Raw genomic sequence first — 24,940 nt, 5'->3', positions numbered from 1 at the left:
CCTTTATTTGATCGTGAGTGCGTCTTCAACCAGGGCTTTCTGTTGCTGGTTGTGAACGGATAGATAGCCTACAGCAGGTGAAGCCGATGCTTCGCGTCCCGCATATGTTAATTTTGCGCCATCAGGAATGGCTTGCCAGAAATGATGCTGGCTGCTGTACCAGGCGCCCTGATTCTGAGGCTCTTCCTGACACCATACCCAGTCTTTCACGTGGCTGTACTCAGCAACGATTTTCGCCGCTTCTTCCTGAGGGAATGGATACAGCTGTTCAAGACGGATAATTGCCACATCGGACTGTTCATTCTTACGACGCTGGTCAAGCAGATCGTAATAAACTTTGCCTGAACACATCACCACGCGCTTCACGCCGGCCGGATCGATGTCATCAATCTCACCGATAACGTTTTTAAACACACCTTCAGACAGTTCTTCCAGTGAAGAAACCGCCATTGGGTGACGCAGCAGAGATTTAGGTGACATCACAATCAGTGGTTTACGCATTGGACGAACCATCTGACGACGCAGCATGTTGAATACCTGTGCTGGCGTAGAAGGCACACATACCTGCCAGTTGTGATCAGCGCAAAGCTGCAGGAAACGCTCAAGACGCGCAGAACTATGTTCCGGGCCCTGACCTTCGTAACCGTGTGGTAACAGTACAGTCAGTCCACACAGGCGGCCCCACTTAGCTTCACCAGAACTCAAGAACTGATCGAACACAACCTGCGCACCGTTGGCGAAGTCACCAAACTGGGCTTCCCAAATGGTCATCGTCGTAGGTTCTGCTGTTGCGAAACCGTATTCAAACGCCATTACCGCTTCTTCAGACAATACAGAGTCAAAAATTTCAATTTCGCCCTGGTCTTTGCTGATGTTTTGCAGCGGCATAAAGGTGCTTGCATCAGTTTGGTTGTGCAGAACAGCATGACGGTGGAAGAAGGTACCACGACCTGAATCCTGACCAGTCATACGGATGCTGCTACCGCTATCTACGATAGACGCATACGCGAGGTTCTCAGCCATACCCCAGTCGAGTAATTTCTCACCGGCAGCCATAGCTTTTCGGTCTTGATAAACCTTATTTACTCGAGAATGAAGTTTGAAATCTTCTGGATAGCTACTTACAGACTCTGCCAGTTGCTTCAGCTTATCAATGGCAATCGCGCCATCGTAAGGCGTGTCCCAATCGTGGCCAATGAAAGGAGACCAGTCAACAGAGTGCTCTGTCATTGGACGCCATTCTTCAACAACACACGCGCCGTGATCTAACGCCGCACGATATTCTTCGATAAAGCGGTCTACGTCGCGTTGTTCCAAACTGCCTTCTGCAACCAATTGGTCAGCATACAGTTGACGAGGAACAGGGTGCTTTTTGATTTTTTGGTACATCAACGGCTGCGTGGCATTTGGCTCGTCAGATTCGTTGTGTCCATGACGACGATAACAAACCAAATCGATAACCACGTCTTTCTTGAACTTATTACGATACTCAAGCGCCAGTTTAGTCACAAACATAACCGCTTCAGGATCGTCAGAATTAACGTGGAAAATAGGTGCCTGAACCATCTTCGCGATGTCAGTACAATATTGCGTTGAACGTGTATCTTCTGTCTTAGACGTTGTGAAACCAACCTGGTTGTTGATTACGATACGTACTGTACCACCCACTGCAAAGCCGCGGGTTTGAGACATGTTAAATGTTTCCTGCACAACACCCTGACCTGCAATCGCAGAGTCACCGTGAATAGTAATTGGCAGTACTTTATTGAAATCGTCATTACGGCGATCGATACGAGCACGTACAGAACCCATAACCACCGGATTAACAATTTCAAGGTGAGACGGGTTAAATGCCAATGCAAGGTGAACATTACCACCTGGCGTCGCAAAGTCTGAAGAAAAACCAGCGTGGTACTTAACGTCACCAGAACCTAGCGTGTTGTCATGCTTTCCAGAGAATTCGTCAAACAGCACTGACGGGTTTTTACCCAGTACGTTTATCAGTACATTCAGACGACCACGGTGAGCCATACCGATAACCACTTCTTTCGTGCCTACCGTACCAGCTTCTGTAATCAGTCCCTTCAGCATTGGAATAAGCGCATCGCCACCTTCTAGAGAGAAGCGTTTAGCACCCGGAAATTTTGCGCCCAGATACTTTTCCATGCCGTCTGCCGCAGTCAGTGCTTTTAAGATAGACACTTTCTCTTCTTTAGAGATTTGCGGGCTAGCTTCTACTGACTCAATACGTTGCTGTAACCAGCGCTTCTGTTCAGTATCAGTGATATGCATATACTCTGCACCAACAGATTCACAATAGGTGCGGTTGAGTGATTTGAACAGGTCACGAAGAGACATTGTGTCCTGACCGATGGCGTAAGAGCCAACGTTAAACACAGCGTCCATGTCAGATTCGGTAAGACTATGGTGAGATAAATCTAAATCGCGGGCTTTTGGCTGTTTCCAGAGACCCAGCGGATCAAGATTAGCATTCTGGTGTCCACGGAAACGGTAGGCGTTGATTAACTGCAGAACTTTTACCTGGCGGTCATCAGAAGGCGCTGCGCCATCTTTGCCGGCCGATGAGGACATTCTAGCTGTAGGACCGAGAGCGGCAAGCTGTCGGAATTGGTTACGAATAGCTGTATGGTTAGTTTCCAGTTCTACGCCGTCAACTTTCGGTAAGGTTTCGAAGACCTGACGCCATGAATCGGAAACGCTTTGTGGGTTGTCGAGGTACATCTCGTACTGCTCTTCCACATAGGCAGCATTGGCGCCTGCCATATGCGAGGAGTCCCACCACGCTTTCATCACGCTTTCTTGCATTATTGTGCCTTGCTACGTTTAGGAAATATTTTTTAACACGGTGTTATATTATGACGGTTATTTTCATAAGAACCAATAGTTATGATCATATTGTGAATAAAAACCAACCATTTATCCCGTATTGATAAAAAAATAGCCATCCTTTTGGGATGGCTATCTAGCTTAATAGAACTTGCTGCTTAAAAAAGCGACAAATTTTAGTACTAAACAGCCCGCTGCAGAAGCATCGACTTAATCTGGCCGATAGCTTTCGTCGGGTTCAACCCTTTAGGACATACACTGACACAGTTCATGATACCGTGACAACGGAAGACGCTGAATGCATCATCCAAATCGCTGAGTCGTTCTTCTGTAGCAGTGTCACGACTGTCGATAAGGAAACGGTAAGCATGAAGCAGACCAGCTGGGCCGATAAACTTGTCTGGGTTCCACCAGAAAGACGGGCAAGACGTTGAACAACATGCACAAAGTATACATTCGTACAGGCCATCAAGCTTCGCGCGATCTTCAGGAGATTGCAGATGTTCACGTGCTGGGGGTTGCTTACTGTCGTTAATCAGGAACGGTTTAATCTTTTCGTACTGATTATAGAACTGAGTCATGTCTACAACCAGGTCACGCACTACAGGAAGACCTGGTAGTGGGCGAATAACGATTTTACCTTTACCTAGAGAAGACAGCGGTGTGATACATGCAAGGCCATTCTTGCCGTTCATGTTCATACCGTCTGAACCACACACACCTTCACGGCATGAGCGACGCAGAGACAATGTTGGATCCTGCTCTTTAATCAGCAGCAGCGCATCCAGCACCATCATGTCACGGCCTTCTTCCACTTCCAGTGAGTAGTCTTGCATTTTAGGCGCGTCGTCTACTTCTGGGTTGTAACGATAAATTGAAAAATTAACTTTCATTATACTTGCCTCTCTTAATACGAACGCACTTTAGGCGGGAATGCTTCCCGTAACTTAGGCGCCATATTGACGTCACGTTTCAACATAGACTCAGTTTGTGGACGATAGATGCTGTGGCATAACCAGTTCTCATCGTCACGATCTGGGAAGTCGAAACGGCTGTGTGCGCCACGACTTTCCGTACGGAAGTTCGCAGCCACCGCAGTGCTGAAAGCTGTCTCCATGAGGTTATCAAGTTCAAGACACTCAATACGCTGGGTGTTGAAGTCTGAGCTCTTATCATCAAGACGTGCGTATTGCAGGCGTTCTCTAATTTCTTTAAGTTGTTGTAAACCTTCAGCCATTGCATCACCTTCACGGAATACCGAGAAGTTAAGCTGCATGCATTCCTGCAGGTCCTTTTTAATTTGAACCGGATCTTCACCCTTGCCTTTCTCTGAAGATTCCCAACGGTTGAAGCGCGACATTGCCGCTTCAAGGTCAGATTCAGAGGCATCGCGAGTAGGCGCGATTTCAGCCAGTTTTTCACCCAGGTGCAGACCAGTCGCACGACCGAATACCACCAGGTCAAGCAGCGAGTTACCACCCAGACGGTTCGCACCGTGTACAGATACACAGGCAATCTCACCACAGGCGAACAGACCGTTGACCACAGAGTCGTTACCGTTTTCGTCTACAGTCAAACACTGACCGTGAACGTTAGTAGGAATACCACCCATCATGTAGTGACAGGTTGGAATAACCGGAATAGGTTCTTTAACTGGATCAACGTGAGCAAATGTACGTGACAGCTCAAGAATACCAGGCAGACGAGACTCCAGTACGTCTTTACCCAGGTGATCAAGTTTCAGTTTAATGTGTGTACCCCAAGGGCCTTCACAGCCACGCCCTTCACGGATTTCAGTCATCATTGAACGGGCAACAACGTCACGACCAGCAAGGTCTTTCGCGTTTGGTGCATAACGTTCCATGAAACGTTCGCCGTCTTTATTGAGCAGGTAACCACCTTCACCACGACAACCTTCCGTTACCAGCGTACCGGCACCGGCAATACCTGTTGGGTGGAATTGCCACATTTCCATATCTTGTACAGAAACGCCTGCACGCAGTGCCATACCAACACCGTCACCAGTGTTGATGTGCGCGTTAGTTGTAGACGCGTAAATACGGCCTGCACCACCGGTCGCCAGCACAACTGCGCGTGATTTAAAGTAAACCACTTCACCGGTTTCGATATCGATAGCAGTACAACCTACTACATCGCCGTCTTGGTTCTTAACCAGATCCAGTGCGTACCACTCAGAGAAAACTTTAGTTTTGTTTTTCACGTTCTGTTGATACAGAAGGTGAAGCAGCGCGTGGCCGGTACGATCGGCTGCAGCAGCCGTACGAGCACCCTGCTCGCCACCGAAGTTTCTTGACTGACCACCGAAAGGACGCTGATAAATTTTACCATTCTCAAAACGTGAGAAAGGCAGACCCATATTTTCCATTTCAATAATGGCTTCAGGACCTGTTTTACACATATATTCGATAGCGTCCTGGTCACCAATATAATCGGAACCTTTAACGGTATCGTACATGTGCCATTCCCAGTTATCTTCGTGGGAGTTACCCAGCGCTACGGTAATACCGCCCTGCGCAGATACAGTGTGAGAACGGGTAGGAAATACTTTTGATAATAGTGCGCAAGATTTTCCAGATTGAGAAATCTGCAGGGCTGCGCGCATACCTGCACCGCCGGCGCCAATTACGACGGCGTCAAATTCATGAACTGGTAAACTCATATTAAATACCCCACAAAACAAACAGACCAACCAGAACGTATACGAACGCAACGAGGTTCAGTACAAACTGGATCACAGCGCGTAGACCGGTTGCTTTAACGTAGTCTGTCAGAACCTGCCAGAGGCCAACACGCACGTGAAACATAATTGCTACTAGAGTAGCAAAGGTGAACACTTTCATGCCCAGACCAGTAAATAGGCCACGCCATACTTCATAAGTCAGTTCATCGGTGGTGATGAAGAACCAAGCCATGAACAAAGAAAATGCTGTAATAATAGCAGCGGTAGTGCGCAGTGTTACGAAGTCTTGAACACCATTGCGCTTGATGGATGCGTGATTAGTTACCATAGTGCAACTCCCAATACGACAGTAAGAACAACCCAAAGCGCGATGATAGCGCGAGCGCTGTTGTTACCAGATTCCAGTTCTTCCAGGTGACCCATATCCATAATAACGTGACGCACGCCACCTAGAATGTGGTAGGTCAGCGCTGAAGCTGTACCGATAGCAATCAGTTTTCCAATTACTCCATCCATGATTGACTGCACGCTGGCAAAGCCATCTGGAGATGACACGGAAACGGCCCATGCCCAGATAACAAATAAGAGTGCAAAGAACATGGCGACGCCGGTGACGCGGTGGAGAATTGAAGAAACAGCAGAGGGAGGAAATTTAATTGTATTGAGATCTAAATTTACTGGTCTTTGCTTTTTCACAATTTATGCCTGTTTAATCCGTAGGGATATGAATTACTCGTTGTTTTTATGTCCTGACTGAGTAATTCGGTTATTTACCTGTTAATTGTCTCATCCGTTGAGCTGTTAACAATTTGTGAAGTGTTTATTGCTTTATTAACAATGCACTATGGCCTCGTTTTCAAGCACGCCTGAGTATATCGACGGCATTGTACAATTACAATTTTTTGTACCCTATTAGGACTTTAGTCGTATAACTTCTGAACACAGCGCGATGAGATATATGATAGGCTAACGTCAGTCATTACACATCGCTATGTACTTTATTGCTGTGTGCCGGTTAAAGTCTTTAACGTCACATCAAAATATACCACATTCATAAGTACAGTATGCAGAGATGACACAGATGTAATTATCTGTTCAATTTATTTTTTTTGATAAACATGTTAATCGACGCTTTCTCTTTTAACAGACGGTTTATCAGCATTTGTGGCATTTTTAACTAGCATTAAAGTTGTAATACAATTTCGATATAAGTTTTAATAAGTTGGAATATTTATTATACAAATTTGCAATTAAATTGACTTTTAGCTGCATAATAAAGTACAAATACGCCACTTTTTCCAACCAACTCGTTTAATTCTTAAGCGAGTACGTTGCCAAAGAACCATTCTGAGGAGAGCATTTATGGCAGATCAGAAGGCCATTCTGAAAGCCGGTGATAAAGAAATCGAGCTACCGATTTTATCCGGAACCGAAGGTCAAGATGTAATTGATGTACGTTCACTGGGCGCAAACGGTTACTTTACGTTTGACCCTGGCTTCATGGCTACTGGCTCTTGCGAGTCATCCATCACGTATATCGACGGCGCAAAGGGTGTATTGTTACACCGCGGTTATCCTATCGAAGAGCTTGCACGCGATGCTTCATACCTCGAAGTATGTTACATGCTGCTGAACGGTGAAGCACCAGACGCAGAACAGTACGACGATTTCAGTGCAACTATCACCCGTCATACCATGGTTCATGAGCAAATTAACATGTTCTTCCATGGTTTCCGCAACGACGCCCACCCTATGGCGATGCTGTGCGGTACTGTAGGTGCGATGTCTTCTTTCTACCACAGCGACCTGGATGTATCTAACCCTGAAGAGCGCATGCGCAGTGCACATCGCTTGATTGCGAAGATGCCTACTCTGGTTGCAATGTGCTACAAGTACAACGTTGGTCAGCCGTTCGTTTATCCACGTAACGACCTGAGCTACGCAGGTAACTTCCTGAACATGATGTTCTCAGTACCTGCTGAAGAATATAAAATCAGCCCTGCGGTTGAACGCGCAATGGACCGTATTTTCACACTGCACGCAGACCACGAGCAAAACGCTTCTACGTCTACTGTACGTCTGGCAGGTTCGTCTGGTGCCAACCCTTATGCATGTATTGCTGCTGGTGTTGCATCACTGTGGGGACCTGCTCACGGCGGTGCAAACGAAGCGTGTTTGAACATGCTGGAAGAAATTGGCAGCGTAGATCGTATTCCTGAGTTTATCGAGCGTGCTAAAGACAAGAACGACCCGTTCCGTCTGATGGGCTTCGGTCACCGTGTGTACAAGAACTACGATCCTCGTGCAACAGTAATGCGTGAAAGTTGTCACGAAGTGCTTAAAGAGCTGAACGTACAAGATCCACTGCTTGATGTTGCAATGGAACTTGAGCGTATTGCACTGAGCGACCCGTACTTCGCAGAGAAGAAACTCTTCCCTAACGTAGATTTCTACTCAGGTATCGTACTGAAAGCAATTGGTATTCCTACCAACATGTTCACGTGTATTTTCGCTCTGTCTCGTACAGTTGGTTGGATCTCACACTGGCATGAAATGATGAGCGACAAAGGTCAAAAAATTGGTCGTCCTCGTCAGCTTTATACCGGTTATAGCCAGCGCAAATATAACCCGCTGGAAAAGTAAGACCGCTTATCACTAAAATAGCGCCTTAAGGCGCTATTTTTTTATCTGAAATAAGGACCGCTATGCCCTATTCCGTTGTTATTTTGGGAGCAGCAGGCTTACTCCCCTTCTTGCTGCTACCGCTAACTGTAGTGATGAATCTTCTTCCTTTACCGGAAGGTGCACGCTATTTCACGCAGTATTCAGCCGTACTGCTTTCCTTTTTTGGAGGGATTTACTGGTGGGATGCGCTGTCTAAAAAAGATTTTGGCCCGCAAGTTTATATCGCAATGTTGCCAACCATTATTGGATGGTTATGCCTGGTCTTTGCAGGTTCAAGCATGATATTAAGCGTATTATCTGTTACCTACTTGGCAGTGTTAATGTATGACAAACAATCGTTGAGCCTGGATAAAGAAGCCATCGTCAGCTACATATCGCTGAGAATGATACTGACAACGGTTGTGGTGCTTTGCCACGGCTGGATGATTTTTATTCTTTAATTAACAAAAAAGCCTCGCAAACAGGCGAGGCTTATATCCATTGAATATATCAATTACTCACTTCGTATAAGCGTAATCAATTCTTCGGTCTTTGCTTCCATCAGTGGAATGTCACCTTTCGATTCCACATTCAGCCTGATAACCGGCTCTGTATTGGATTTACGCAAATTGAATCGCCATTCAGCAAATTCATAGCCAATACCGTCGGTATCATCAATCACCAGGGCGTCGGCTTCGTATTTCTGTTTAATACGTGCAAGTGCCGCATCAGCATCTTTCAATTTGCTGTTGATTTCACCCGACGACGGGAACGCTTCAATACGGGCTTTTACCATATCTGCCAGGCTCATTTGCTTGGTACACAGCAATTCTGCCACCAGCAACCACGGAATCATCCCTGAATCACAATACGCAAAATCACGGAAGTAATGGTGGGCGCTCATTTCGCCGCCATATACCGCATCTTCTTTGCGCATTCTTTCTTTAATGAACGCATGGCCGGTTTTCGATTTAATCGGAATACCACCTGCTGACTTCACGATATCTTCGGTATTCCAGAACACCCGCGGGTCGTAGATGATTTTTGCATCCGCTTCTTTATCGATGAACGCCTGTGCAAGTAAACCCACGATGTAATAGCCTTCGATAAATACGCCGTTTGCATCGAACAGGAAGCAGCGGTCGAAGTCGCCGTCCCAGGCAATACCGAAATCGGCTTTGCTGTCGATGACAGCTTGCGCAGTATCGTCGCGGTTTTCTGGTAACAGTGGATTAGGAATGCCATTAGGGAAAGTGCCATCGGGCTGATGGTGTACCTTGATAAATTCTACCGGTACCCCTTTTGCCTTAAACAACGCTTCGATTGCATCCAGCGCTTTACCTGCTGCACCATTACCGGAGTTTGCCACAATTTTAAGCGGCGTCAGGTTTGCTGTGTCGATATACGACACCACATGTTCGGCATAATCCGGCAGACAGTCTTTCAGTTCATACTGGCCACTGGCTTTGAGTTTGTCTCTCGAGACATGGGCTTTGCCGTTGAAGAACGCGTCAGCATCAATGGTTTCTCCATTGCAGTAAAACGCCAATCGTTCGGCGACAAGGCTAGCATCCAGCGCTTCCGCGGCATCTTTAATGGCATTTAAGCCCGTATCACCACTGATGGGCACCGAACCGGCTTTCACCATTTTCATGCCATTGTAGTTAATCGGGTTATGGCTTGCTGTTACTTCAATACCGCCATCGACACCAAGGTGCTTAGTGGCGAAGTAAATCTCTTCGGTACCCGTATCACCCAAATCCAACACCGTGGCGCCACCATCAATGAGGCCAGCCGCTAAAGCCAGTTTCAATGGTGTGGAGGTAAGACGCACATCGCCCCCTACCACCACGGTTTTTGCATTCAGTTCGGTGGCGAAGCCACGCCCGATACGGTACGCAACGTCTTCGGAGAGCTGGGTATTCAGTTCTCCGCGAATGTCGTAGGCTTTAAAGCAGGTAATCGGCTGACTCACGCTTTGCCACCTTTGTTCTCAGTACGGCCGTAACGGTCGGAGAAGCGGACGATATCGTCTTCACCCAAATAACCACCAGATTGTACTTCAATCAGCTCTAATGGAATTTTACCCGGGTTTTCTAATGCGTGAACTTCACCAATTGGAATGTATTTAGACTGGTTTTCGGTAACAAAATGGGTTTCTTCGCCAATGGTGACATTGGCGCTACCGCTTACCACAATCCAATGTTCAGCGCGGTGGTGGTGCATCTGCACCGACAGTTTTTCACCCGGCTTCACCGTAATGCGTTTCACCTGGAAACGGGCACCATTATCGATGGAATCGTAACTGCCCCACGGACGGAATACTTCGCGGTGGAATTCAAATTCAGGACGTTGTTCCGCTTTCAGGCGGTTAACTACGTTCTTGATGTCCTGCACTTTATCTTTGTGCGCAACCATGATGGCGTCTTTGGTTTCTACCACCACCACGTCATCCAGGCCAATAACGGAAATCAAACGCTGTTCGGCGTTGATGTAGCTGTTGTTTACGCCCTCTAAAATCGCATCACCCACTACCACGTTACCGCGGGTGTCTTTTTCAGCGGTTTCCCACAGCGATGACCAACTCCCTACATCAGACCAACCTGCATCCAGTGGCACCATGGCAGCACTGTCGGTTTTCTCCATCACGGCATAATCGATAGAATCGTCCGGGCAACCGGCAAATACGTCGGCGTCAACACGGATAAAATCTAAATCCGGTGATTCCGTTTCAATGGCCTGTTTACACACAGCAAGAATCTCAGGATTGTATTTTTCCACTTCTTCCAGATAGCGGCTGGCTTTAAACATAAACATACCGCTGTTCCAGAAATATTTACCTGAAGCGACATACTTCTCTGCCGTATCCATATTAGGCTTTTCAACAAACTCATCTACCACGTAGCCATGGTCGATGCCGTCGCCGGCTTTAATGTAACCGTAACCGGTATGTGGCTGGTCCGGTACAATACCAAACGTGACCAGTTTGCCGGTTTTCGCCAGCTTTTCAGCTTTATCAATGGCGGTGTGGAAAGCATGGGTATCTTTAATCAGGTGGTCAGCAGCCAGCACCAGTAAGATTGGGTCTTCCCCGCCCTGTGTCGCATGCAACGCGGCCAGTGCAATAGCCGGTGCCGTGTTTCGGCCCACGGGTTCGAGTAAAATACCGTCGTGCGCTATGTTCTGAACACGCAACTGTTCTGCAACCAGAAACCGGTGAGCTTCATTACAAATGAAAACGGGTGCCTCTGAGTCCGTGCCTTTCAGCCGAGTTACCGTTTCTTGTAACATGGTCTGCTCAGAAGTTAACGCGAGAAATTGTTTTGGAAGTGCGGCACGTGACTTCGGCCATAAACGGCTTCCTGTCCCACCGGCTAAGATAACTGGTTTCATTGACTTTCCTGTTTGTTTTACAGCTAGATTCTTTTTCCTGCCTTAGCTCATACTAAGGCAGGACCTTTTTCGGTTCAATTACAGGATGCAGGAAAGTGGATAAAACGGGCATTTTTAACAGAAATGAAACAAAACCCCGCAAAAGTGCCTATTTATCAGGCGAGTTCACCACGCTGATAATCTTGAATCGCCCGATGGATCTCGGCCTCAGTATTCATTACAAATGGCCCGTATTGTGCGATAGGCTCGTTTATCGGCTGCCCAGAAACCAAGATGCACTTTGAATTCGCATCCAGCGAAATATCAATATTGTCACCCTGACTCAGCACGGCTAACTTTCCTGCTTCAATATAAGTACCAGCAATCTCTGCGCCACCCTGATAGCAATACAGGAAAGCATTGTGTTCAGACTCACATTCTACACTAACACGGTCGGTTTCTTGGCTTTGTAGGTCAAGGAATCGCGGCGCAACGGCATGGCTTTTTACTGGTCCGCTTTGCCCCTTCAGCTCACCGGCCAATATCTTGGCAATACTGTGTTGCCCAATCGCAACAGATGGCACCTGGTCTGGCTTAATGTCTTCGTAGCCTGGCGCTGACATCTTGTCGGCCGCGGGAAGATTTACCCACAGTTGAAATCCTTGCAGTAAACCCGATTCCTGCTCTGGCATCTCTTCATGGATCAGCCCGCGCCCCGCGTTCATCCACTGAATTCCACCTGCATCAATGACACCTTCGTTACCAACGGAATCACGATGTCGCATTTTGCCCGCTAACATGTACGTCACGGTTTGAAACCCGCGATGCGGATGAGGAGGAAAGCCCGCTATGTATTCTCCGGGGTTATCTGAACCGAAGAAATCCAACATCAGAAACGGATCTAGTCGCGGCAATGTAGGCTGACCAATAATCCGGGTTAATGAAACGCCGGCCCCGTCTTGAGTGGCTTTGCCCTGATGCAGTGTCACAACCGTGCGATTACTCATAATCTTTATCTCTTGTGTGTGGTGCTGATAAATCCTGAAACGGCCCAACAGGTACCACCTGAGTAGGATTAATCATCGTATGGCTAAAATAGTAATGCCGCTTAATATGGGTAAAATCAGTAGTTTCAGCTATGCCGGGATACTGATACAGCTCCCGCATATAATCATAAAGGTTCGGATAGTCGACAATGCGTTTGTGGTTGCATTTGAAGTGGCCGTAATACACGGGGTCAAAACGGATCAGCGTGGTAAACAAGCGCCAGTCAGCTTCGGTTAACGTTTCACCGCAAAGATAACGTTGCTTACTTAGCATCTCTTCCACAATGTCGAGGGCATTCACCAGTTTGCTGAACTCCTCTTCATACGCTTTCTGACTGGTAGCAAACCCGCACTTATACACGCCGTTGTTAATATTGTCGTAAACCAACGCATTAATCTCATCGATTTTTGCATGTAAGGTTTCTGGGTAGAAATCTAGTGTATTATTCGTTAGCGCATTAAAAGCAGAATTGAACATACGAATGATGTCTGCCGATTCATTACTGACGATAGTCTCCGTTTTTTTGTCCCATAAAACAGGCACTGTTACACGGGACGTGATCCCATCGTCCACTTTGGTATACAGTTGATGCATGAACTTAAAGCCGTACAAGTGATCACCCGTGCTGCCGGATTGTTCATCAAACGACCACCCATTACTCAGCATTTCAGGCGACACCACCGAGACATCAATATGATCGGTTAAACCTTTCAATTCGCGAAAAATAAGGGTGCGATGTGCCCATGGACATGCCAAGGACACATACAAATGATAGCGCCCACTCTCTGGTGAAAAATCAGCATCCGCTTCATCTTTTACCCAATGTCTAAACACTGACTTCTGACGTTGAAATTTACCGTCGTTACTGTCGGTGTCATACCACTTATCTTGCCACTTACCGTCTACCAGTAATCCCATCAGACACTCCTTAAACTTTATCTTAGATTCATTAGACCACACCTGTTATTGAACGTATTTTGGCAAATGACGGATTCATTATTCGTTTTAATAGGACAATGACGGAATAAATAGCCTTGTTGCAGCGCAACTACTGCAAATAACACCAAGAAAAGGTACTATGCGCCCCCCTGCAGCGGCACAGTCTGCGCCGCTGTTATTCTGGCAAAAACGAATGGCAAGTTATGAGCGATAAACAACGTTTCGGTGGTATCACCCGGCTATATGGCAATGATGGACTTCACGCTTTAACCAATGCCCACGTCTGTGTTATCGGCGTTGGTGGGGTTGGTGCATGGAGCGCTGAAGCACTCGCTCGCTCAGGGGTGGCTGAAATCACCCTGATTGATCTGGACGATGTCTGTACAACCAATATTAACCGCCAAATTCACGCTCTCGATAACACAGTCGGACAGCCAAAAGTTGATGTGCTGGCGCAGCGTATAGCTTTAATAAACCCTGAATGTCGCGTTAATGCCATTGAAGATTTCGTTACCGTTGAGAACGTAAGGGAATTAATCACGGCCGATATGCACAGTGTGATTGAAGCCACTGACAGCGTGAAAGCCAAGGCTGCGATCATCGCACACTGTAAGCGCAACAAAATCCATGTGGTAACCATTGGCGGTGCCGGTGGGCAGATTGACCCAACTCAAATTACCCGCGGCGACCTCGCGAAAACCATTCAGGACCCGTTAGCGGCTAAAGTGAGAAGCGATTTACGCCGATTTTATAATTTCAGTAAAAATCCTAAACGCCGCTTCGGTGTGGAATGCATTTACTCAACTGAGCAGCTGCGCTACCCACAACCAGATGGCTCTGTCTGTCATAACAAGTCAGCCTTAGAGGGCGGTACCAGACTCGATTGCGCCGGCGGATTTGGTGCGGTTGTCACCGTTACCGCAACATTTGGTATGTTTGCAGCCGCTTCTGTTATCAATCGTTTGACATCAAAATAGACAGATCGCCGGATAACGCGCACAATAAAGAAAAAGGAGAACACAATGAAACAGGCCGAACTTGCCACACTGATGGAAGAATGTTCCGTTGATGCTGTGCGAACTGCTGAGCAAGAATTTGACGTTACGCTGGATTTCAGCAAAGAAAGTGTCAGCAAAGTAGACGACATTCTGCTTTCCTTTCTGGATAAATATCAGGATCGTGCCCTGGAAGATTCTGCCGTCTTCACTATTTGCAATATTTACGGCGCATACTTGGGTGAATGCTACAGAAAGCTTGCAGGTGGGCACTGGCGCTATGACGACACCGATCCTGAAGCCCCTTTCGTGGTGCTGGATGTGGCTGATCGCTCTTATGCTTTCGCAGGTATTTGCTATGAACGTTTAGTGAATAACAGCAATATCAGCGCTGCGCTCTATTTTGAACAGGCCCTTGGCCAGCAGGTTCAGTAACATCGGCTTGAGCCAGTTTCGCAGATTCTGGCTCCCGATATCGCCAGTCAGCATACAGTGTTTTTAGATGAATGCTCTGCAATGCGGTTAACGCCAAAATAAGATTAGCCAGTAAGAATGCGGCCGGTGTCCAGTGAAAAGCCCAGTGATCGTGCCCCATGGGTAGCACTTGCGCCAGTATGCTCATCACCACACCCATCATCAGCAATGGGTAAATTAGTTTCCTCCATTCCGTCCACCCTCGTTTCCATAATCGCTCTCGATTGCCAAGCAGTAACAAGGTAACAACAAAAGGCAGCGTAGCCAGTAATCGCATGCCTAATTGCGAACGGTCAGGATAGAATAAAGACAGCAATTCCGAGGTTTTGCCAAAAGTAAGCAACGAGAATACTAGGGCCAGCCAATCTGAACACAACAGAATTAGCATCCAATAAAGCCAGAGCGGCGGTTTTACCCTGCCCGCTTCGTCATAGCAGTGAAGTGGAAGAAGCATGGAATGTTTATTTAAGTGTGTTGCATTAAAAAAGAGACCTAGTCTATCAGTTGCCGGTGTAGCAAAGACAGGTTTTTAAACCAGGCTGCCGTTTTTAACGGCGCTGCGCTGTAAAAATGATATAATCCCTCCATTGTGTTTTGTGATGTGAAAAAATGACCGTAGAAAAGTTTATACCGAACCAGACCACCACGCTGGAAACACCGGTAAAAGTCCTTGAAGCAGGCCGTCAGCAGGCTGGCGAAAATACCTCTTCAAATCCCGCAGCGAAAATCGGCTTTGTCAGCCTCGGCTGTCCTAAAAACCTGGTGGATTCTGAACGCATTCTTACTCAGTTACGCACTGAAGGTTACGATGTTGTTCCCACCTATAACGATGCCGAATTAGTCATTGTTAACACCTGCGGTTTTATTGACTCCGCAGTGCAGGAATCTCTCGACACCATTGGTGAAGCACTGGCTGAAAACGGCAAAGTTATCGTTACCGGTTGTTTGGGCATCAAAGAAGACGAAATTCGCGAAGTTCACCCGAACGTTTTAGCTATCACAGGCCCTCACGCCTATGAATCGGTGGTTGAGCAAGTGCACGAGCATCTTCCTAAGCCAGTTCATAATCCTTTCGAACACTTAGTACCCGATCACGGCATAAAGCTGACGCCTCGTCACTACGCGTATTTGAAAATTTCCGAAGGCTGCAACCACCGTTGCACGTTCTGTATTATTCCTTCCATGCGTGGTGATTTAGTTAGTCGTCCCGTGGGTGAAGTACTTGACGAAGCGAAACGACTCAAAGCAGCAGGCGTAAGTGAGCTACTGGTGATTTCACAAGATACCAGTGCTTACGGTGTAGATGTTAAACACCGTACAGGATTCTGGAACGGCATGCCGGTTAAAGCTCACATGCAGCAACTTTGCGAGAAGTTGGGCGAGCTGGATATGTGGGTTCGTCTGCACTATGTGTATCCCTACCCTCACGTAGATGATCTGATCCCACTGATGAATGAAGGTCGCGTTCTGCCATACCTGGATATTCCATTCCAGCATGCCAACAAACGCATACTGCGTTTAATGAAGCGTCCTGGCAGCGCCGAGCGTACCATTGAACGGGTAAAAGCTTGGCGGGAGGCATGTCCGGAACTCATCATCCGCTCGACGTTCATTGTTGGTTTCCCTGGTGAAACCGAAGAAGAATTTGAAGAATTACTCGATTTTATTCGTGAAGCGCAACTCGATCGCGTTGGCTGCTTTGCTTACAGCCCGGTAGAAGGCGCAAAAGCGAACGACTTACCCGATCCAGTGCCTGAACATATCAAACAAGAACGCCTAGCACGTTTTATGGAAGTGCAAAGTGAAATCAGCGCTGCGCGCCTCAAACAGCGCATAGGCAAAGAATATCTGGTGGTCATCGACAGTGTAGACGCCGAAGGTGCGGTTGGCCGCACTTATGCAGATGCGCCAGAAGTTGACGGCGTGGTGCATTTGAATGGTGTCCACGATGTGAAGCCGGGTGATCGGGTATGGGCAGAAATCATTCACGCTGATCAGCATGACGTTTGGGGAGTTATCAGCCCAGAAGATGAGGAAGCGTTGGATGATGAGGCTACTGCGTAGCCTTCATCAACGTAAATTTACTTACAGTATGGCGGGTATCATGAGGTCCCGCCTCTGCGGCGCCACCTATTAACCAAATAGCATTGTCAAACGTCACCGCACCCAAACCATGCCTCGGAACTGGCATAACCGCAGCTTCCGACCAACGTTTTCTCTTTAGCTCATAGCGCCATACTTTATAAAAAACACCGCCGCCCTGGTCGTCAAAGTACTCACCGCCAAACACAAAAATGCTGTCATCGAGAACAGCACAAGCAATCCCTGCTGCCGCTTCAGGCATCGGTTTTTCAGTTTTCCATTCATCAGTGCTCACATCGAAAACTTCATGCACATTGGTATTTCCGCCCTCTACAGTTCGCCCACCAATGACATGCCATTTGTTGTCGTACACAACACTGCAAGCACTGTTTCTAGGTGTAGGTAACGGGGCTCCTGTCTGCCAAACTTTCGAGTCAGGATCGAAAATACCGTGCCAATCGGAGTCGAGATGATGTTGCCAGCGGTAATTGTCATCTTTTGAAGTGCGTCCACCAGCGAGGTGAACTTTGCCATTGATTACCGCGGAGATACTTTCTGAAAGCCGTACCGGCATAGGGTTTCGTTTAACCCATTCTGCTTGCTTTTCATCAAACTGATAAACGGCGGAAGAATTATTCCACTGCCCGTCTTCACTTTCGGTAAATCCACCAAACGCCCACAAGCTCCCGCCAGCAGAAGCCAACATAGCATGGTGCGTAGGCGCAGGAAAAGACGGCAACGTCTGCCAATCATTTGCATCGGCGCTAATGCTGAAAACCTGGTCAGAAACCGAGAACTTATCTTTCCCGGCAGTTAGCCCACCAGCCACATAAATCTGGTTATTATGCACGGCAGGATAAATTTCCTGTACCGATAAAGGCAATGACGGCCCCAGTGACCAATGAAATTCACTTGTCGCATGGGCATGTGAAAATGTGCCACTTACCCCTGTCACACCAATGAATGTCAGCGTAATTCGGGCAACGAGACCTTTAAAGGTCATATTTAGCTTCCTTGGTTCAAGTGAGCAAGTAATCGGTCGAGATCTTCCGGCGTATCGATACCTACGGGGGGTGGTTCAACTGCCACATCTACATGTATTTTATCGCCGTACCATAGCGCCCGTAGCTGCTCTAGTGATTCAATGTGCTCGAGGGCACTGGGCGTGTAATCCACATACTGACACACATAACCGGCACGATAAGCATATAAGCCAATATGGCGAAGGAAGCCTGCAGGATCATTATTGAGCGGATTGCTCAGCATCGAACTTCGCGCAAAGGGAATGGCTGATCGAGAGAAATATAGCGCTTCTCCCTTTTCGTTACGAACCACTTTAACCATATTAGGGTTAAGCACATCTTCAGATGACTGCATTTCTGTGGCGAGCGTGGTTATTGCCACATCTTCGCGACGGGAAAGGTTCTCTACCACCTGGCGAATATTGGCGGCTGGCACAAAGGGTTCATCACCCTGCACGTTTACAATTAAGGTATCGTCAGAGATCCCCTGTAACCGAATAACTTCAGAAAGCCGTTCGGTACCAGATTCGTGATCGGGCGACGTCATCACCACCTTACTGAACGCAGAAGCAACATCAGCAATACGCTGGTCGTCAGTAGCAACGATAACAGAGGATGCACCGGCTTCCTCTGCCCGTTCCACCACATGTTGAATCATGGGTTTACCGTTGATATCAGCAAGGGGTTTTCCCGGAAAGCGGGAAGAACCAAAACGGGCGGGAATAATGACGGTAAAGTCGTTCATCTTGCCGCTTCCAACTCATCAGAGGACAACTGGCTCGCTTTTGCCTCAATCAGCACAGGAATACCATCGATGACTGGATAACTGAGGCGATCAAAACGACACAGCAATGCTTGTTTATCCTGAGCCACTGCCAGCTTGCCTTTACATACCGGGCAAGCCAGTACATCTAATAATTTAACATCGAAGCTCATTATTTTTCCTTACTGTAATTAACATAATGCCGATGGAGAAATGCATAGAACGTTGTTGGAAAACTTGCCTCAACAGGCAAATACCAACAGTCATCGTGGGCAAATTCATGTACTTTAACCGCGTCTTTCTCGGTCATTAGCACAGTGCCATCAGGCAGATCTTCGGGCTGAAAATGATGGTGGTCAGCGAACGCACGACAATGAGCGGGGTTTACTCCCATGTCGGAAAGCTGTTTAAAGAAGCGTTTCGGATGGCCTATTCCTGCCAAAGCAGTGACACTTTTACCGGTAAAATCCGTGCTAATGCGCTTCAACTCATTGTTACGCACATTGACGAAACCGTTACCAACTAGCGTAAAACCAAAGTCCTGGGGAAGATTCACCGTTTGATTCAGTGCTGTTAAATCAACATCACCATTCAAAATAAGCGCGTCAGCAGAAGCAAGTCGATTGGGTTTCTCTCTTAAGGGGCCCATGGGTAACAAATGACCGTTCCCCAGCAAACGCTGATCCATTACCACAAGTTCGAGATCACGTTTCAGCGCATAGTGCTGTAAGCCATCATCACAGACAATCACTTTGCAACCCAGCTCATCGGCGAGTTTCGCCGCGCCGCGGGCTCGAATCGGATCTATCACCACAGGCACACCGGCACGGCGGGCAATCAAACTTGGTTCATCGCCAACCACACTGGCCTCGTCGTTTGGTGAAACAAGGTGAGGATGCGCTGTCATTGTGCCCCCGTAACCGCGACTGAGAACTCCAACCGGCACACCCTGGGTTTTAAAATGCTCGACCACTGCCAACACAACCGGTGTTTTTCCGTTGCCCCCTACCGTGATATTTCCTACCACGATAATAAACGCATCGGGTTTCGATCTGGTTTTTATACCAGTGCGAAACAGGCCTCGACGTACGCCACTTATTAAACAAAATAAGGCAGAAAACGGCCACAGCAGCCAAGCTACTAGTGACTTCTTGTACCAAAGCTCCTGCACAGCGCTCACTATTGGGTCTCACCAAACTGCAGTGCATGAAGTTGTGCATAATGGCCTTTTTTCGCCAGCAGTTCGTCGTGTCGGCCTTGCTCGAGAATTCGCCCTTGATCCACAACGATGATTTGGTCCGCTTTTTCGATGGTAGACAAGCGATGCGCCACCACCAACGACGTACAGGATTGCTGCAGTTTCTCCAGAGCATCCTGAATGAGTTTTTCTGACTCGGTATCCAGTGCCGAGGTGGCTTCATCGAGAATGAGTACCGGCGCTTTGGCCAGAATAGCCCGGGCAATTGCAATACGCTGGCGTTGTCCGCCCGACAACATCAGACCGTTTTCACCAATAACCGTTTCGAGGCCGTCATCCAACATGCCGACAAACTCAGTAACATGAGCCATATCAGCCGCTTGTTCAATTTCGTCACGACTGACTTTGTCGGTTACACCGTAGGCGATGTTATTTGCAATGGTATCGTTAAACAACGTGACATGTTGCGACACCGAAGCAAACTGCTTTCGAAGGGCTCGCAATTCAATATTATTGATGTTCTCACCATCAAGCAGCACCTGGCCCTGCTGCGGAATATAAAATCGGGTTAAGAGTGAAGAAATGGTTGATTTACCGCTACCAGATTTACCCACCAGCGCGATAGTTTCGCCGGGTTTAGCCTGAAAACTGATATTGGTTAACGCTGGACGTTCTTTACCCGGATAGCAGAATGTGACCTCATCAAAAGCGATATTACCTTCGGCCCTGTCGATCACTTTTGTTCCCGTATTGACTTCAATTTCTTCATCGAGCGTTTCAAATATACTGTTACAGGCGGCCATACCCCGCTGATACTCATTGTTTACGGTGGTCAGTTGCTTAAGTGGTTTAAGCAACATCACCATGTAAATCACCACATTGATAAAAGTACCGGGAGTAAGTTCATCAAGAATTTCTGGCAAACTGGCCATAAATAACACTACAGCAAGCGCAATTGAAGCAATAACCTGAATGGAGGAAACGCTCAGGATTTGGGTTACCGCCAGCTTCATGGTCTGCTGGCGGTTATGATTGTTTTTCTGAGCAAAGCGTTCACGTTCGAAGTCCTGGCCGCCGAACATCAAAATCACTTTATGGCCCTTCACGGCCTGCTCCACGGATTCAGTCACACTCCCCATGGATTTTTGAATGTTGCGGCTGACCTTGCGAAAACGCTTACTGACAAAAGACGCTATAACAGCAACCACCGGGCCAATAACCAGAAATATCGCCGACAGCTGCCAGGAGTAATACAGCATAAAGCCAAGTACGCCAATGATGAACGCGCCTTCACGTACAATGGTAAGTAACGCTTTACTGGCAGCATTGGCAACCTGCTCGGTATCATAGGTCACTTTACTGATCAGCGTGCCCACCGCTTGCTGATCATGAAATGACACCGGCAAATGCATGTATTTTTCAAATAATTGCTGTCGCATGGTCATAACAACCCGGGAGCCAATCCAGCTTAGCGTGTAGGTACCAAGAAAATTAAACAACCCGCGCAAAATGAAAAGCGGCACGATGCAAATAGCAGCAAGGCGCAGGAAATCACTGTCTCCGGCACCAAGGGATTCATCAATCAGGGTTTTCGTATTTGAGATGACAAAAGTATCTACCGCGGAATAGCCAATCATGCCGATGACTGCAACGAAAAAGGCCAGTTTGTAGGGTTGCAGATAGCTGAAGAAACGGCGTTGATTACTTGCCGCTGGATCGGGATTTTGCATGTATTCTCATCACTTAATTATCGCTCGTCGCTATTGTAACTGGAAATGGAAGAATTCCCAATGATGACACTGTTTTAGCCAATATAACGGAGCGATGCATTATTCAACCAGCTCGTGGAAATGGGGCTGAACCAGTAACAATTCAATCTTGATGTTGCACACGATTATCGAACCAACGTGGACTGATTTCTCGGTTAAACGGCTGTGCTATCACGTTATCCGTTGTTATGGTGAGCCGCACGTATCCGTGCTGTCCAGTGTCGTACACTTCGCTTCCCACGTTAACATATCGCGCCTGCACCTCCTCATCGGGCAACTGCCATCGATGAAATGCGCCTGTGGTAAACACCGTTACTTTGGGTGAGACAGCAGTGACAAATGCGCGAGACGACGACGTGTCGCTGCCATGATGAGGGGCGATAAGTAAATCAGACTGCAACTTCATGCCCGGTTCTTTTTCGAGTAAATATAGCAAATCATATTCAGACGATTTGGGGATGTCGCCAGCAATAAGCAATGAGCGCCCGTTTTCGCTTATACGAAGTACACAGGATTGGGCGTTGTTATCTAAGGTATTGCCCGGCCTGGGCCATAGCACCGAAAATGAGATGTTCTGCCATTGCCAGGCATCGCCTCGCTGACAACCCTTGAGGTTATCTCGAACGTCAGTGGCTACGGGTTCATGACTTAATTGCGACAGTAAACCAATATCCTTTCTACCGCCAGCATGGTCATCGTCGCCATGGGTGAAAATAACGTGGTCGACCCGCTTAATATTCAGATGCCTGAGTGTGGGAATGACAACTGTGCGCAACATATTGCCCTGTTCAAAAGAAGGACCTGAATCGATTAACACTGCCCTCTCTCCACGGGAAATGACGATAGCGGAACCGTGACCCACATCAAAAACATGCACTATCCAAGGGTCCGGATTCTGTTTTAGAAAAGAAAGACTCAATGGCATGCTAAGTAATACAATACACAGCCATCGAAAGCGGAACGGCGGCATAAGCAACAACAGCATGGCACATAGGGTCAGGATGGCGACCATAGGCTGAATGTTGAGCTGGCTCATTGAAAGCATCCAGGGTTGTACAAAAGTAAGGCCACTCACCAGTATACTCATCACGAAATCAGCGATATCTAACAGCCAGTTTGGCTGCGAAGTAAAGTAATTCATTACCAGCCCCACCATTCCTAGAGGTACGATGGCAGTAACAACAGGAATGGCGAGAAGATTAACCGGCGCCGTTAATAAAGACGCAGCATCGAAAAAGCCCACCGTAACCGGGAGCAAAAGAAACGACAGCGCACATTGCGACACGATGAGCCCTTTTAGTTTGCTCAGCCGGTTTTCGCCTGTAGCCGAGTACCGACTGCCGATGAATAGCAACAACGCCAGCGCCCCTGCACTTAAGTAAAAGCTACTGCCAAAAATCCCGAACGGAAAAAGTAAAATACACGCAACAATCATTAATAAGAAGCGCTGCAGCCACGACCAGACAGCCCTGCTAAAGAACAAACCGGTTAGCAACAACACTAACAACCAGGCTCGCGCTACCGGCACCTGCCAATTAGCTAATGTGGCGTAAAGCGCGGTCAGCAACACCACAACAATAAAGGTAAAACCACGCACATTGCAGCGATTGTGCGGTAAACCCCATAACCAAAAAATCACGCCATACATCGCGCTCGCTAACACTGATGCCCAAAGTGCTACCATGCCAACGTGAAGCCCGGAAATTGAAAACAGATGTCCTGTTCCCGTTTCTCGCATTAACTGCCAATCCGCTTGCTGTAATCCCCTTCGGTCGCCGGTTAACAGTGCGACTAGCCAACGTGAGTAACCAACCTCACGACTTCTTGCAGCGGCAAAGTGATGAAAGCTAGACGCAGGTTCTGTAATGCGATTGGCGTAAGACGCGTTTACCGTACCAGAAGCCACAATGGCTTTGCTCACATACCAACTACGCTTATCGCCGCCAGGATTGAGCATACCCGATACAGGTTTAAGTTTGACACTCAGGGTAACGTGCTGGTGAAGCTGGAATCGTCCGATTGCCTTTTCTACAAATAGTAGCAATGAGGGGGACGGGAAAACCGCATCGTCGCCGAATTGATGCACAGCCAAAATCAATTGCTGATCGTGCCCAATATCGCGGGTCTGAGTTATCCGCCCCGAAACTATGACATCTTGTTGAATTTTGCTTTCAGGGAGTTGCCAAGCCAAGTACCAATGCCCTACACTTGCCATCCAAATCATTCCTGACATTATCCCGCTAATCATAAATGAGACGACAGTAAACGGTTTCGTCGTTTGCCCGTACCAATTAGCGACACGACTATTTTTTTTGATAAGCCTGACAAGGTGCTTGTTAAATACATCGCGATGTATCGCAATATGGATAATGATCACAATACAGGCTGTTAGCACAATCCAGCGTTTGCCCGGCAGGAATGGCCAGTATCGAGCAGACATGGCGGAAAGACTGAATCCCGTGGTCCAAACGGTGAGATATTGGTACATCTGAGAAGTGCTTGTTTTTAACTGAATGAATGTATGCCAAAAAAATTTATAAGACGTTTTTTACCAGATCATCAGACAATAAAGCATAACCGAGCGCTACGGATCTTTGGTACCGTCTTGCATGAGCCGAACCTATGGCACCTGAACCGACGTTCGGCCAGCCACGCTTTTGGCATCGGCTTATTTTTCGCGTTTTGGCCAGTGCCATTTCAAATGTGGCTTTCTGCTGCGACAGCCATACCCTTCCGGGCAAATTTGCCGCTTTCTGTAGCAACGGTCTGGATAACAAACCCATTCACCATGCCACCCATTTTTTATGCTGCATATAAAGTGGGTACCACCGTACTCGGCACGCAACCGCAACACTTTGAATTACAGTTCAGTTGGAAATGGATCATAGAAAGCATTGAAACCATTGGTCCTGCTTTTCTGGTGGGATGTGGAATTTGCTCTGTGGTGTTTGGCTTATTAGGCTACGTTGGCCTGAATTTCCTTTGGCGCTTTTCTGTGAAGAAAAGCTGGCGGGCAAGGCAGGAAGCCCGACGCCATCGCGCTTCCTGAGTACTTCATTTTAAAGGT

Annotated in this window: 22 protein-coding genes; 6 read left to right on the top strand and 16 right to left on the bottom strand. The window is 47.6% G+C overall.

Translation table 11 applies throughout. The annotated features are described in order from the left end of the window. Window positions 1-3: 3 nt before the first annotated feature. The 5 genes from ACXAFQ_RS08735 to sdhC form a co-directional block, all read right to left on the bottom strand. Window positions 4-2,826 carry a 2-oxoglutarate dehydrogenase E1 component gene (locus ACXAFQ_RS08735; RefSeq protein ID WP_474820144.1) on the bottom strand — a complete coding sequence of 941 codons (2,823 nt, stop codon included), beginning with the start codon at window positions 2,824-2,826 and terminating at the stop codon, window positions 4-6. Window positions 2,827-3,029: 203 nt separating this feature from the next. Then, window positions 3,030-3,740, bottom strand: a complete 711-nt coding sequence (locus ACXAFQ_RS08730) for a succinate dehydrogenase iron-sulfur subunit (RefSeq protein WP_070124080.1) — start codon at window positions 3,738-3,740, stop codon at window positions 3,030-3,032. A gap of 14 nt (window positions 3,741-3,754) precedes the next feature. Beyond that, window positions 3,755-5,527, bottom strand: a complete 1,773-nt coding sequence (gene sdhA / locus ACXAFQ_RS08725; protein ID WP_474820142.1) for a succinate dehydrogenase flavoprotein subunit — start codon at window positions 5,525-5,527, stop codon at window positions 3,755-3,757. Between the two features lies 1 nt (window position 5,528). After that, window positions 5,529-5,876 carry a succinate dehydrogenase, hydrophobic membrane anchor protein gene (sdhD, locus tag ACXAFQ_RS08720; protein WP_070124082.1) on the bottom strand — a complete coding sequence of 116 codons (348 nt, stop codon included), beginning with the start codon at window positions 5,874-5,876 and terminating at the stop codon, window positions 5,529-5,531. Beyond that, entirely contained in the window at window positions 5,870-6,244 is a 375-nt protein-coding gene (gene sdhC / locus ACXAFQ_RS08715; RefSeq protein WP_070124083.1) for a succinate dehydrogenase, cytochrome b556 subunit, read from the bottom strand. Before sdhC ends, sdhD begins: the two co-directional genes overlap by 7 nt. Before the next feature lie 666 nt (window positions 6,245-6,910). Here sdhC and ACXAFQ_RS08710 point away from each other — a divergent pair. Then, window positions 6,911-8,191, top strand: a complete 1,281-nt coding sequence (locus tag ACXAFQ_RS08710; RefSeq protein WP_070124084.1) for a citrate synthase — start codon at window positions 6,911-6,913, stop codon at window positions 8,189-8,191. 62 nt (window positions 8,192-8,253) lie between these two features. Then, window positions 8,254-8,673 (top strand): DUF3429 domain-containing protein, encoded by a 420-nt coding sequence (locus ACXAFQ_RS08705; RefSeq protein ID WP_474820137.1) that lies wholly within the window; start codon window positions 8,254-8,256, stop codon window positions 8,671-8,673. A 53-nt stretch (window positions 8,674-8,726) separates the two neighbouring features. Here ACXAFQ_RS08705 and ACXAFQ_RS08700 read toward each other — a convergent pair whose 3' ends face one another. The 4 genes from ACXAFQ_RS08700 to ACXAFQ_RS08685 form a co-directional block, all read right to left on the bottom strand. Next, window positions 8,727-10,187, bottom strand: a complete 1,461-nt coding sequence (locus tag ACXAFQ_RS08700; RefSeq protein WP_474820134.1) for a phosphohexomutase domain-containing protein — start codon at window positions 10,185-10,187, stop codon at window positions 8,727-8,729. Further along, window positions 10,184-11,605: a mannose-1-phosphate guanylyltransferase/mannose-6-phosphate isomerase gene (locus ACXAFQ_RS08695; RefSeq protein WP_474820129.1), complete on the bottom strand. Its 1,422-nt coding sequence runs from the start codon at window positions 11,603-11,605 to the stop codon at window positions 10,184-10,186. The genes ACXAFQ_RS08700 and ACXAFQ_RS08695 overlap by 4 nt, the downstream gene beginning before the upstream one ends. A 155-nt stretch (window positions 11,606-11,760) precedes the next feature. Then, entirely contained in the window at window positions 11,761-12,591 is an 831-nt protein-coding gene (locus ACXAFQ_RS08690) for a pirin family protein (protein ID WP_474820124.1), read from the bottom strand. Next, complete coding sequence (locus ACXAFQ_RS08685; protein WP_474820120.1) at window positions 12,584-13,549, bottom strand: glutathione S-transferase family protein; 966 nt, start codon at window positions 13,547-13,549, stop codon at window positions 12,584-12,586. The genes ACXAFQ_RS08690 and ACXAFQ_RS08685 overlap by 8 nt, the downstream gene beginning before the upstream one ends. Window positions 13,550-13,773: 224 nt before the next feature. Here ACXAFQ_RS08685 and tcdA point away from each other — a divergent pair, with 224 nt between their 5' ends. Further along, a complete protein-coding gene (gene tcdA, locus ACXAFQ_RS08680; RefSeq protein ID WP_474820118.1) occupies window positions 13,774-14,547 on the top strand; it encodes a tRNA cyclic N6-threonylcarbamoyladenosine(37) synthase TcdA in 774 nt (257 codons plus the stop codon). 45 nt (window positions 14,548-14,592) lie between these two features. Beyond that, window positions 14,593-15,000 carry a hypothetical protein gene (locus tag ACXAFQ_RS08675; protein ID WP_070124090.1) on the top strand — a complete coding sequence of 136 codons (408 nt, stop codon included), beginning with the start codon at window positions 14,593-14,595 and terminating at the stop codon, window positions 14,998-15,000. On the opposite strand, the gene ACXAFQ_RS08670 is transcribed toward ACXAFQ_RS08675, so the two are convergent. After that, window positions 14,951-15,493: a DUF2919 family protein gene (locus ACXAFQ_RS08670; protein ID WP_474820114.1), complete on the bottom strand. Its 543-nt coding sequence runs from the start codon at window positions 15,491-15,493 to the stop codon at window positions 14,951-14,953. The genes ACXAFQ_RS08675 and ACXAFQ_RS08670 overlap by 50 nt on opposite strands. 155 nt (window positions 15,494-15,648) lie before the next feature. On the opposite strand from ACXAFQ_RS08670, the gene rimO reads away from it, so the two are divergent. Beyond that, a complete protein-coding gene (gene rimO / locus ACXAFQ_RS08665) occupies window positions 15,649-17,103 on the top strand; it encodes a 30S ribosomal protein S12 methylthiotransferase RimO (protein ID WP_474820110.1) in 1,455 nt (484 codons plus the stop codon). Here rimO and ACXAFQ_RS08660 read toward each other — a convergent pair. The 6 genes from ACXAFQ_RS08660 to ACXAFQ_RS08635 all read right to left on the bottom strand — a co-directional run bounded on the left by ACXAFQ_RS08660 (window position 17,093) and on the right by ACXAFQ_RS08635 (window position 24,361). Next, entirely contained in the window at window positions 17,093-18,124 is a 1,032-nt protein-coding gene (locus tag ACXAFQ_RS08660) for a Kelch repeat-containing protein (RefSeq protein ID WP_474820108.1), read from the bottom strand. The genes rimO and ACXAFQ_RS08660 overlap by 11 nt on opposite strands. Window positions 18,125-18,126: 2 nt before the next feature. Then, window positions 18,127-18,888 (bottom strand): 3-deoxy-manno-octulosonate cytidylyltransferase, encoded by a 762-nt coding sequence (gene kdsB, locus ACXAFQ_RS08655; RefSeq protein WP_474820106.1) that lies wholly within the window; start codon window positions 18,886-18,888, stop codon window positions 18,127-18,129. Further along, window positions 18,885-19,079, bottom strand: a complete 195-nt coding sequence (locus ACXAFQ_RS08650) for a Trm112 family protein (RefSeq protein WP_474820102.1) — start codon at window positions 19,077-19,079, stop codon at window positions 18,885-18,887. The genes kdsB and ACXAFQ_RS08650 overlap by 4 nt, the downstream gene beginning before the upstream one ends. Beyond that, window positions 19,079-20,077, bottom strand: a complete 999-nt coding sequence (gene lpxK / locus ACXAFQ_RS08645; RefSeq protein ID WP_474820375.1) for a tetraacyldisaccharide 4'-kinase — start codon at window positions 20,075-20,077, stop codon at window positions 19,079-19,081. The genes ACXAFQ_RS08650 and lpxK overlap by 1 nt, the downstream gene beginning before the upstream one ends. Before the next feature lie 8 nt (window positions 20,078-20,085). Beyond that, entirely contained in the window at window positions 20,086-21,834 is a 1,749-nt protein-coding gene (gene msbA / locus ACXAFQ_RS08640) for a lipid A export permease/ATP-binding protein MsbA (RefSeq protein ID WP_474820098.1), read from the bottom strand. 142 nt (window positions 21,835-21,976) lie between these two features. After that, the gene (locus ACXAFQ_RS08635) at window positions 21,977-24,361 is read right to left on the bottom strand and encodes a DNA internalization-related competence protein ComEC/Rec2 (protein ID WP_474820096.1); all 2,385 of its coding nucleotides are present in this window, start codon (window positions 24,359-24,361) and stop codon (window positions 21,977-21,979) included. A 33-nt stretch (window positions 24,362-24,394) separates the two neighbouring features. On the opposite strand from ACXAFQ_RS08635, the gene ACXAFQ_RS08630 reads away from it, so the two are divergent. Further along, on the top strand, window positions 24,395-24,922 hold the full coding sequence (locus tag ACXAFQ_RS08630; RefSeq protein WP_070124098.1) for a DUF2062 domain-containing protein: 528 nt from the start codon (window positions 24,395-24,397) through the stop codon (window positions 24,920-24,922). Window positions 24,923-24,940 lie beyond the last annotated feature (18 nt).

This window comes from Alteromonas sp. ABH2_165 (assembly GCF_056159945.1).
Note: the sequence above shows the minus strand (reverse complement) of the source record. Positions and strands in the feature narration are given on the sequence as shown.

Bases quoted from the DNA above. Each gene is read 5' to 3' on its own strand.
- ACXAFQ_RS08630 (WP_070124098.1), top strand. From the start codon at position 24,395: ATGCCAAAAAAATTTATAAGACGTTTTTTACCAGATCATCAGACAATA.
- ACXAFQ_RS08705 (WP_474820137.1), top strand. From the start codon at position 8,254: ATGCCCTATTCCGTTGTTATTTTGGGAGCAGCAGGCTTACTCCCCTTC.
- ACXAFQ_RS08670 (WP_474820114.1), bottom strand. From the start codon at position 15,493: ATGCTTCTTCCACTTCACTGCTATGACGAAGCGGGCAGGGTAAAACCG.
- ACXAFQ_RS08695 (WP_474820129.1), bottom strand. From the start codon at position 11,605: ATGAAACCAGTTATCTTAGCCGGTGGGACAGGAAGCCGTTTATGGCCG.
- ACXAFQ_RS08730 (WP_070124080.1), bottom strand. From the start codon at position 3,740: ATGAAAGTTAATTTTTCAATTTATCGTTACAACCCAGAAGTAGACGAC.
- ACXAFQ_RS08710 (WP_070124084.1), top strand. From the start codon at position 6,911: ATGGCAGATCAGAAGGCCATTCTGAAAGCCGGTGATAAAGAAATCGAG.
- ACXAFQ_RS08690 (WP_474820124.1), bottom strand. From the start codon at position 12,591: ATGAGTAATCGCACGGTTGTGACACTGCATCAGGGCAAAGCCACTCAA.
- sdhD (WP_070124082.1), bottom strand. From the start codon at position 5,876: ATGGTAACTAATCACGCATCCATCAAGCGCAATGGTGTTCAAGACTTC.
- sdhA (WP_474820142.1), bottom strand. From the start codon at position 5,527: ATGAGTTTACCAGTTCATGAATTTGACGCCGTCGTAATTGGCGCCGGC.
- ACXAFQ_RS08735 (WP_474820144.1), bottom strand. From the start codon at position 2,826: ATGCAAGAAAGCGTGATGAAAGCGTGGTGGGACTCCTCGCATATGGCA.
- kdsB (WP_474820106.1), bottom strand. From the start codon at position 18,888: ATGAACGACTTTACCGTCATTATTCCCGCCCGTTTTGGTTCTTCCCGC.
- ACXAFQ_RS08635 (WP_474820096.1), bottom strand. From the start codon at position 24,361: ATGTACCAATATCTCACCGTTTGGACCACGGGATTCAGTCTTTCCGCC.
- ACXAFQ_RS08650 (WP_474820102.1), bottom strand. From the start codon at position 19,079: ATGAGCTTCGATGTTAAATTATTAGATGTACTGGCTTGCCCGGTATGT.
- rimO (WP_474820110.1), top strand. From the start codon at position 15,649: ATGACCGTAGAAAAGTTTATACCGAACCAGACCACCACGCTGGAAACA.
- msbA (WP_474820098.1), bottom strand. From the start codon at position 21,834: ATGCAAAATCCCGATCCAGCGGCAAGTAATCAACGCCGTTTCTTCAGC.
- ACXAFQ_RS08660 (WP_474820108.1), bottom strand. From the start codon at position 18,124: ATGACCTTTAAAGGTCTCGTTGCCCGAATTACGCTGACATTCATTGGT.
- ACXAFQ_RS08675 (WP_070124090.1), top strand. From the start codon at position 14,593: ATGAAACAGGCCGAACTTGCCACACTGATGGAAGAATGTTCCGTTGAT.
- ACXAFQ_RS08685 (WP_474820120.1), bottom strand. From the start codon at position 13,549: ATGGGATTACTGGTAGACGGTAAGTGGCAAGATAAGTGGTATGACACC.
- tcdA (WP_474820118.1), top strand. From the start codon at position 13,774: ATGAGCGATAAACAACGTTTCGGTGGTATCACCCGGCTATATGGCAAT.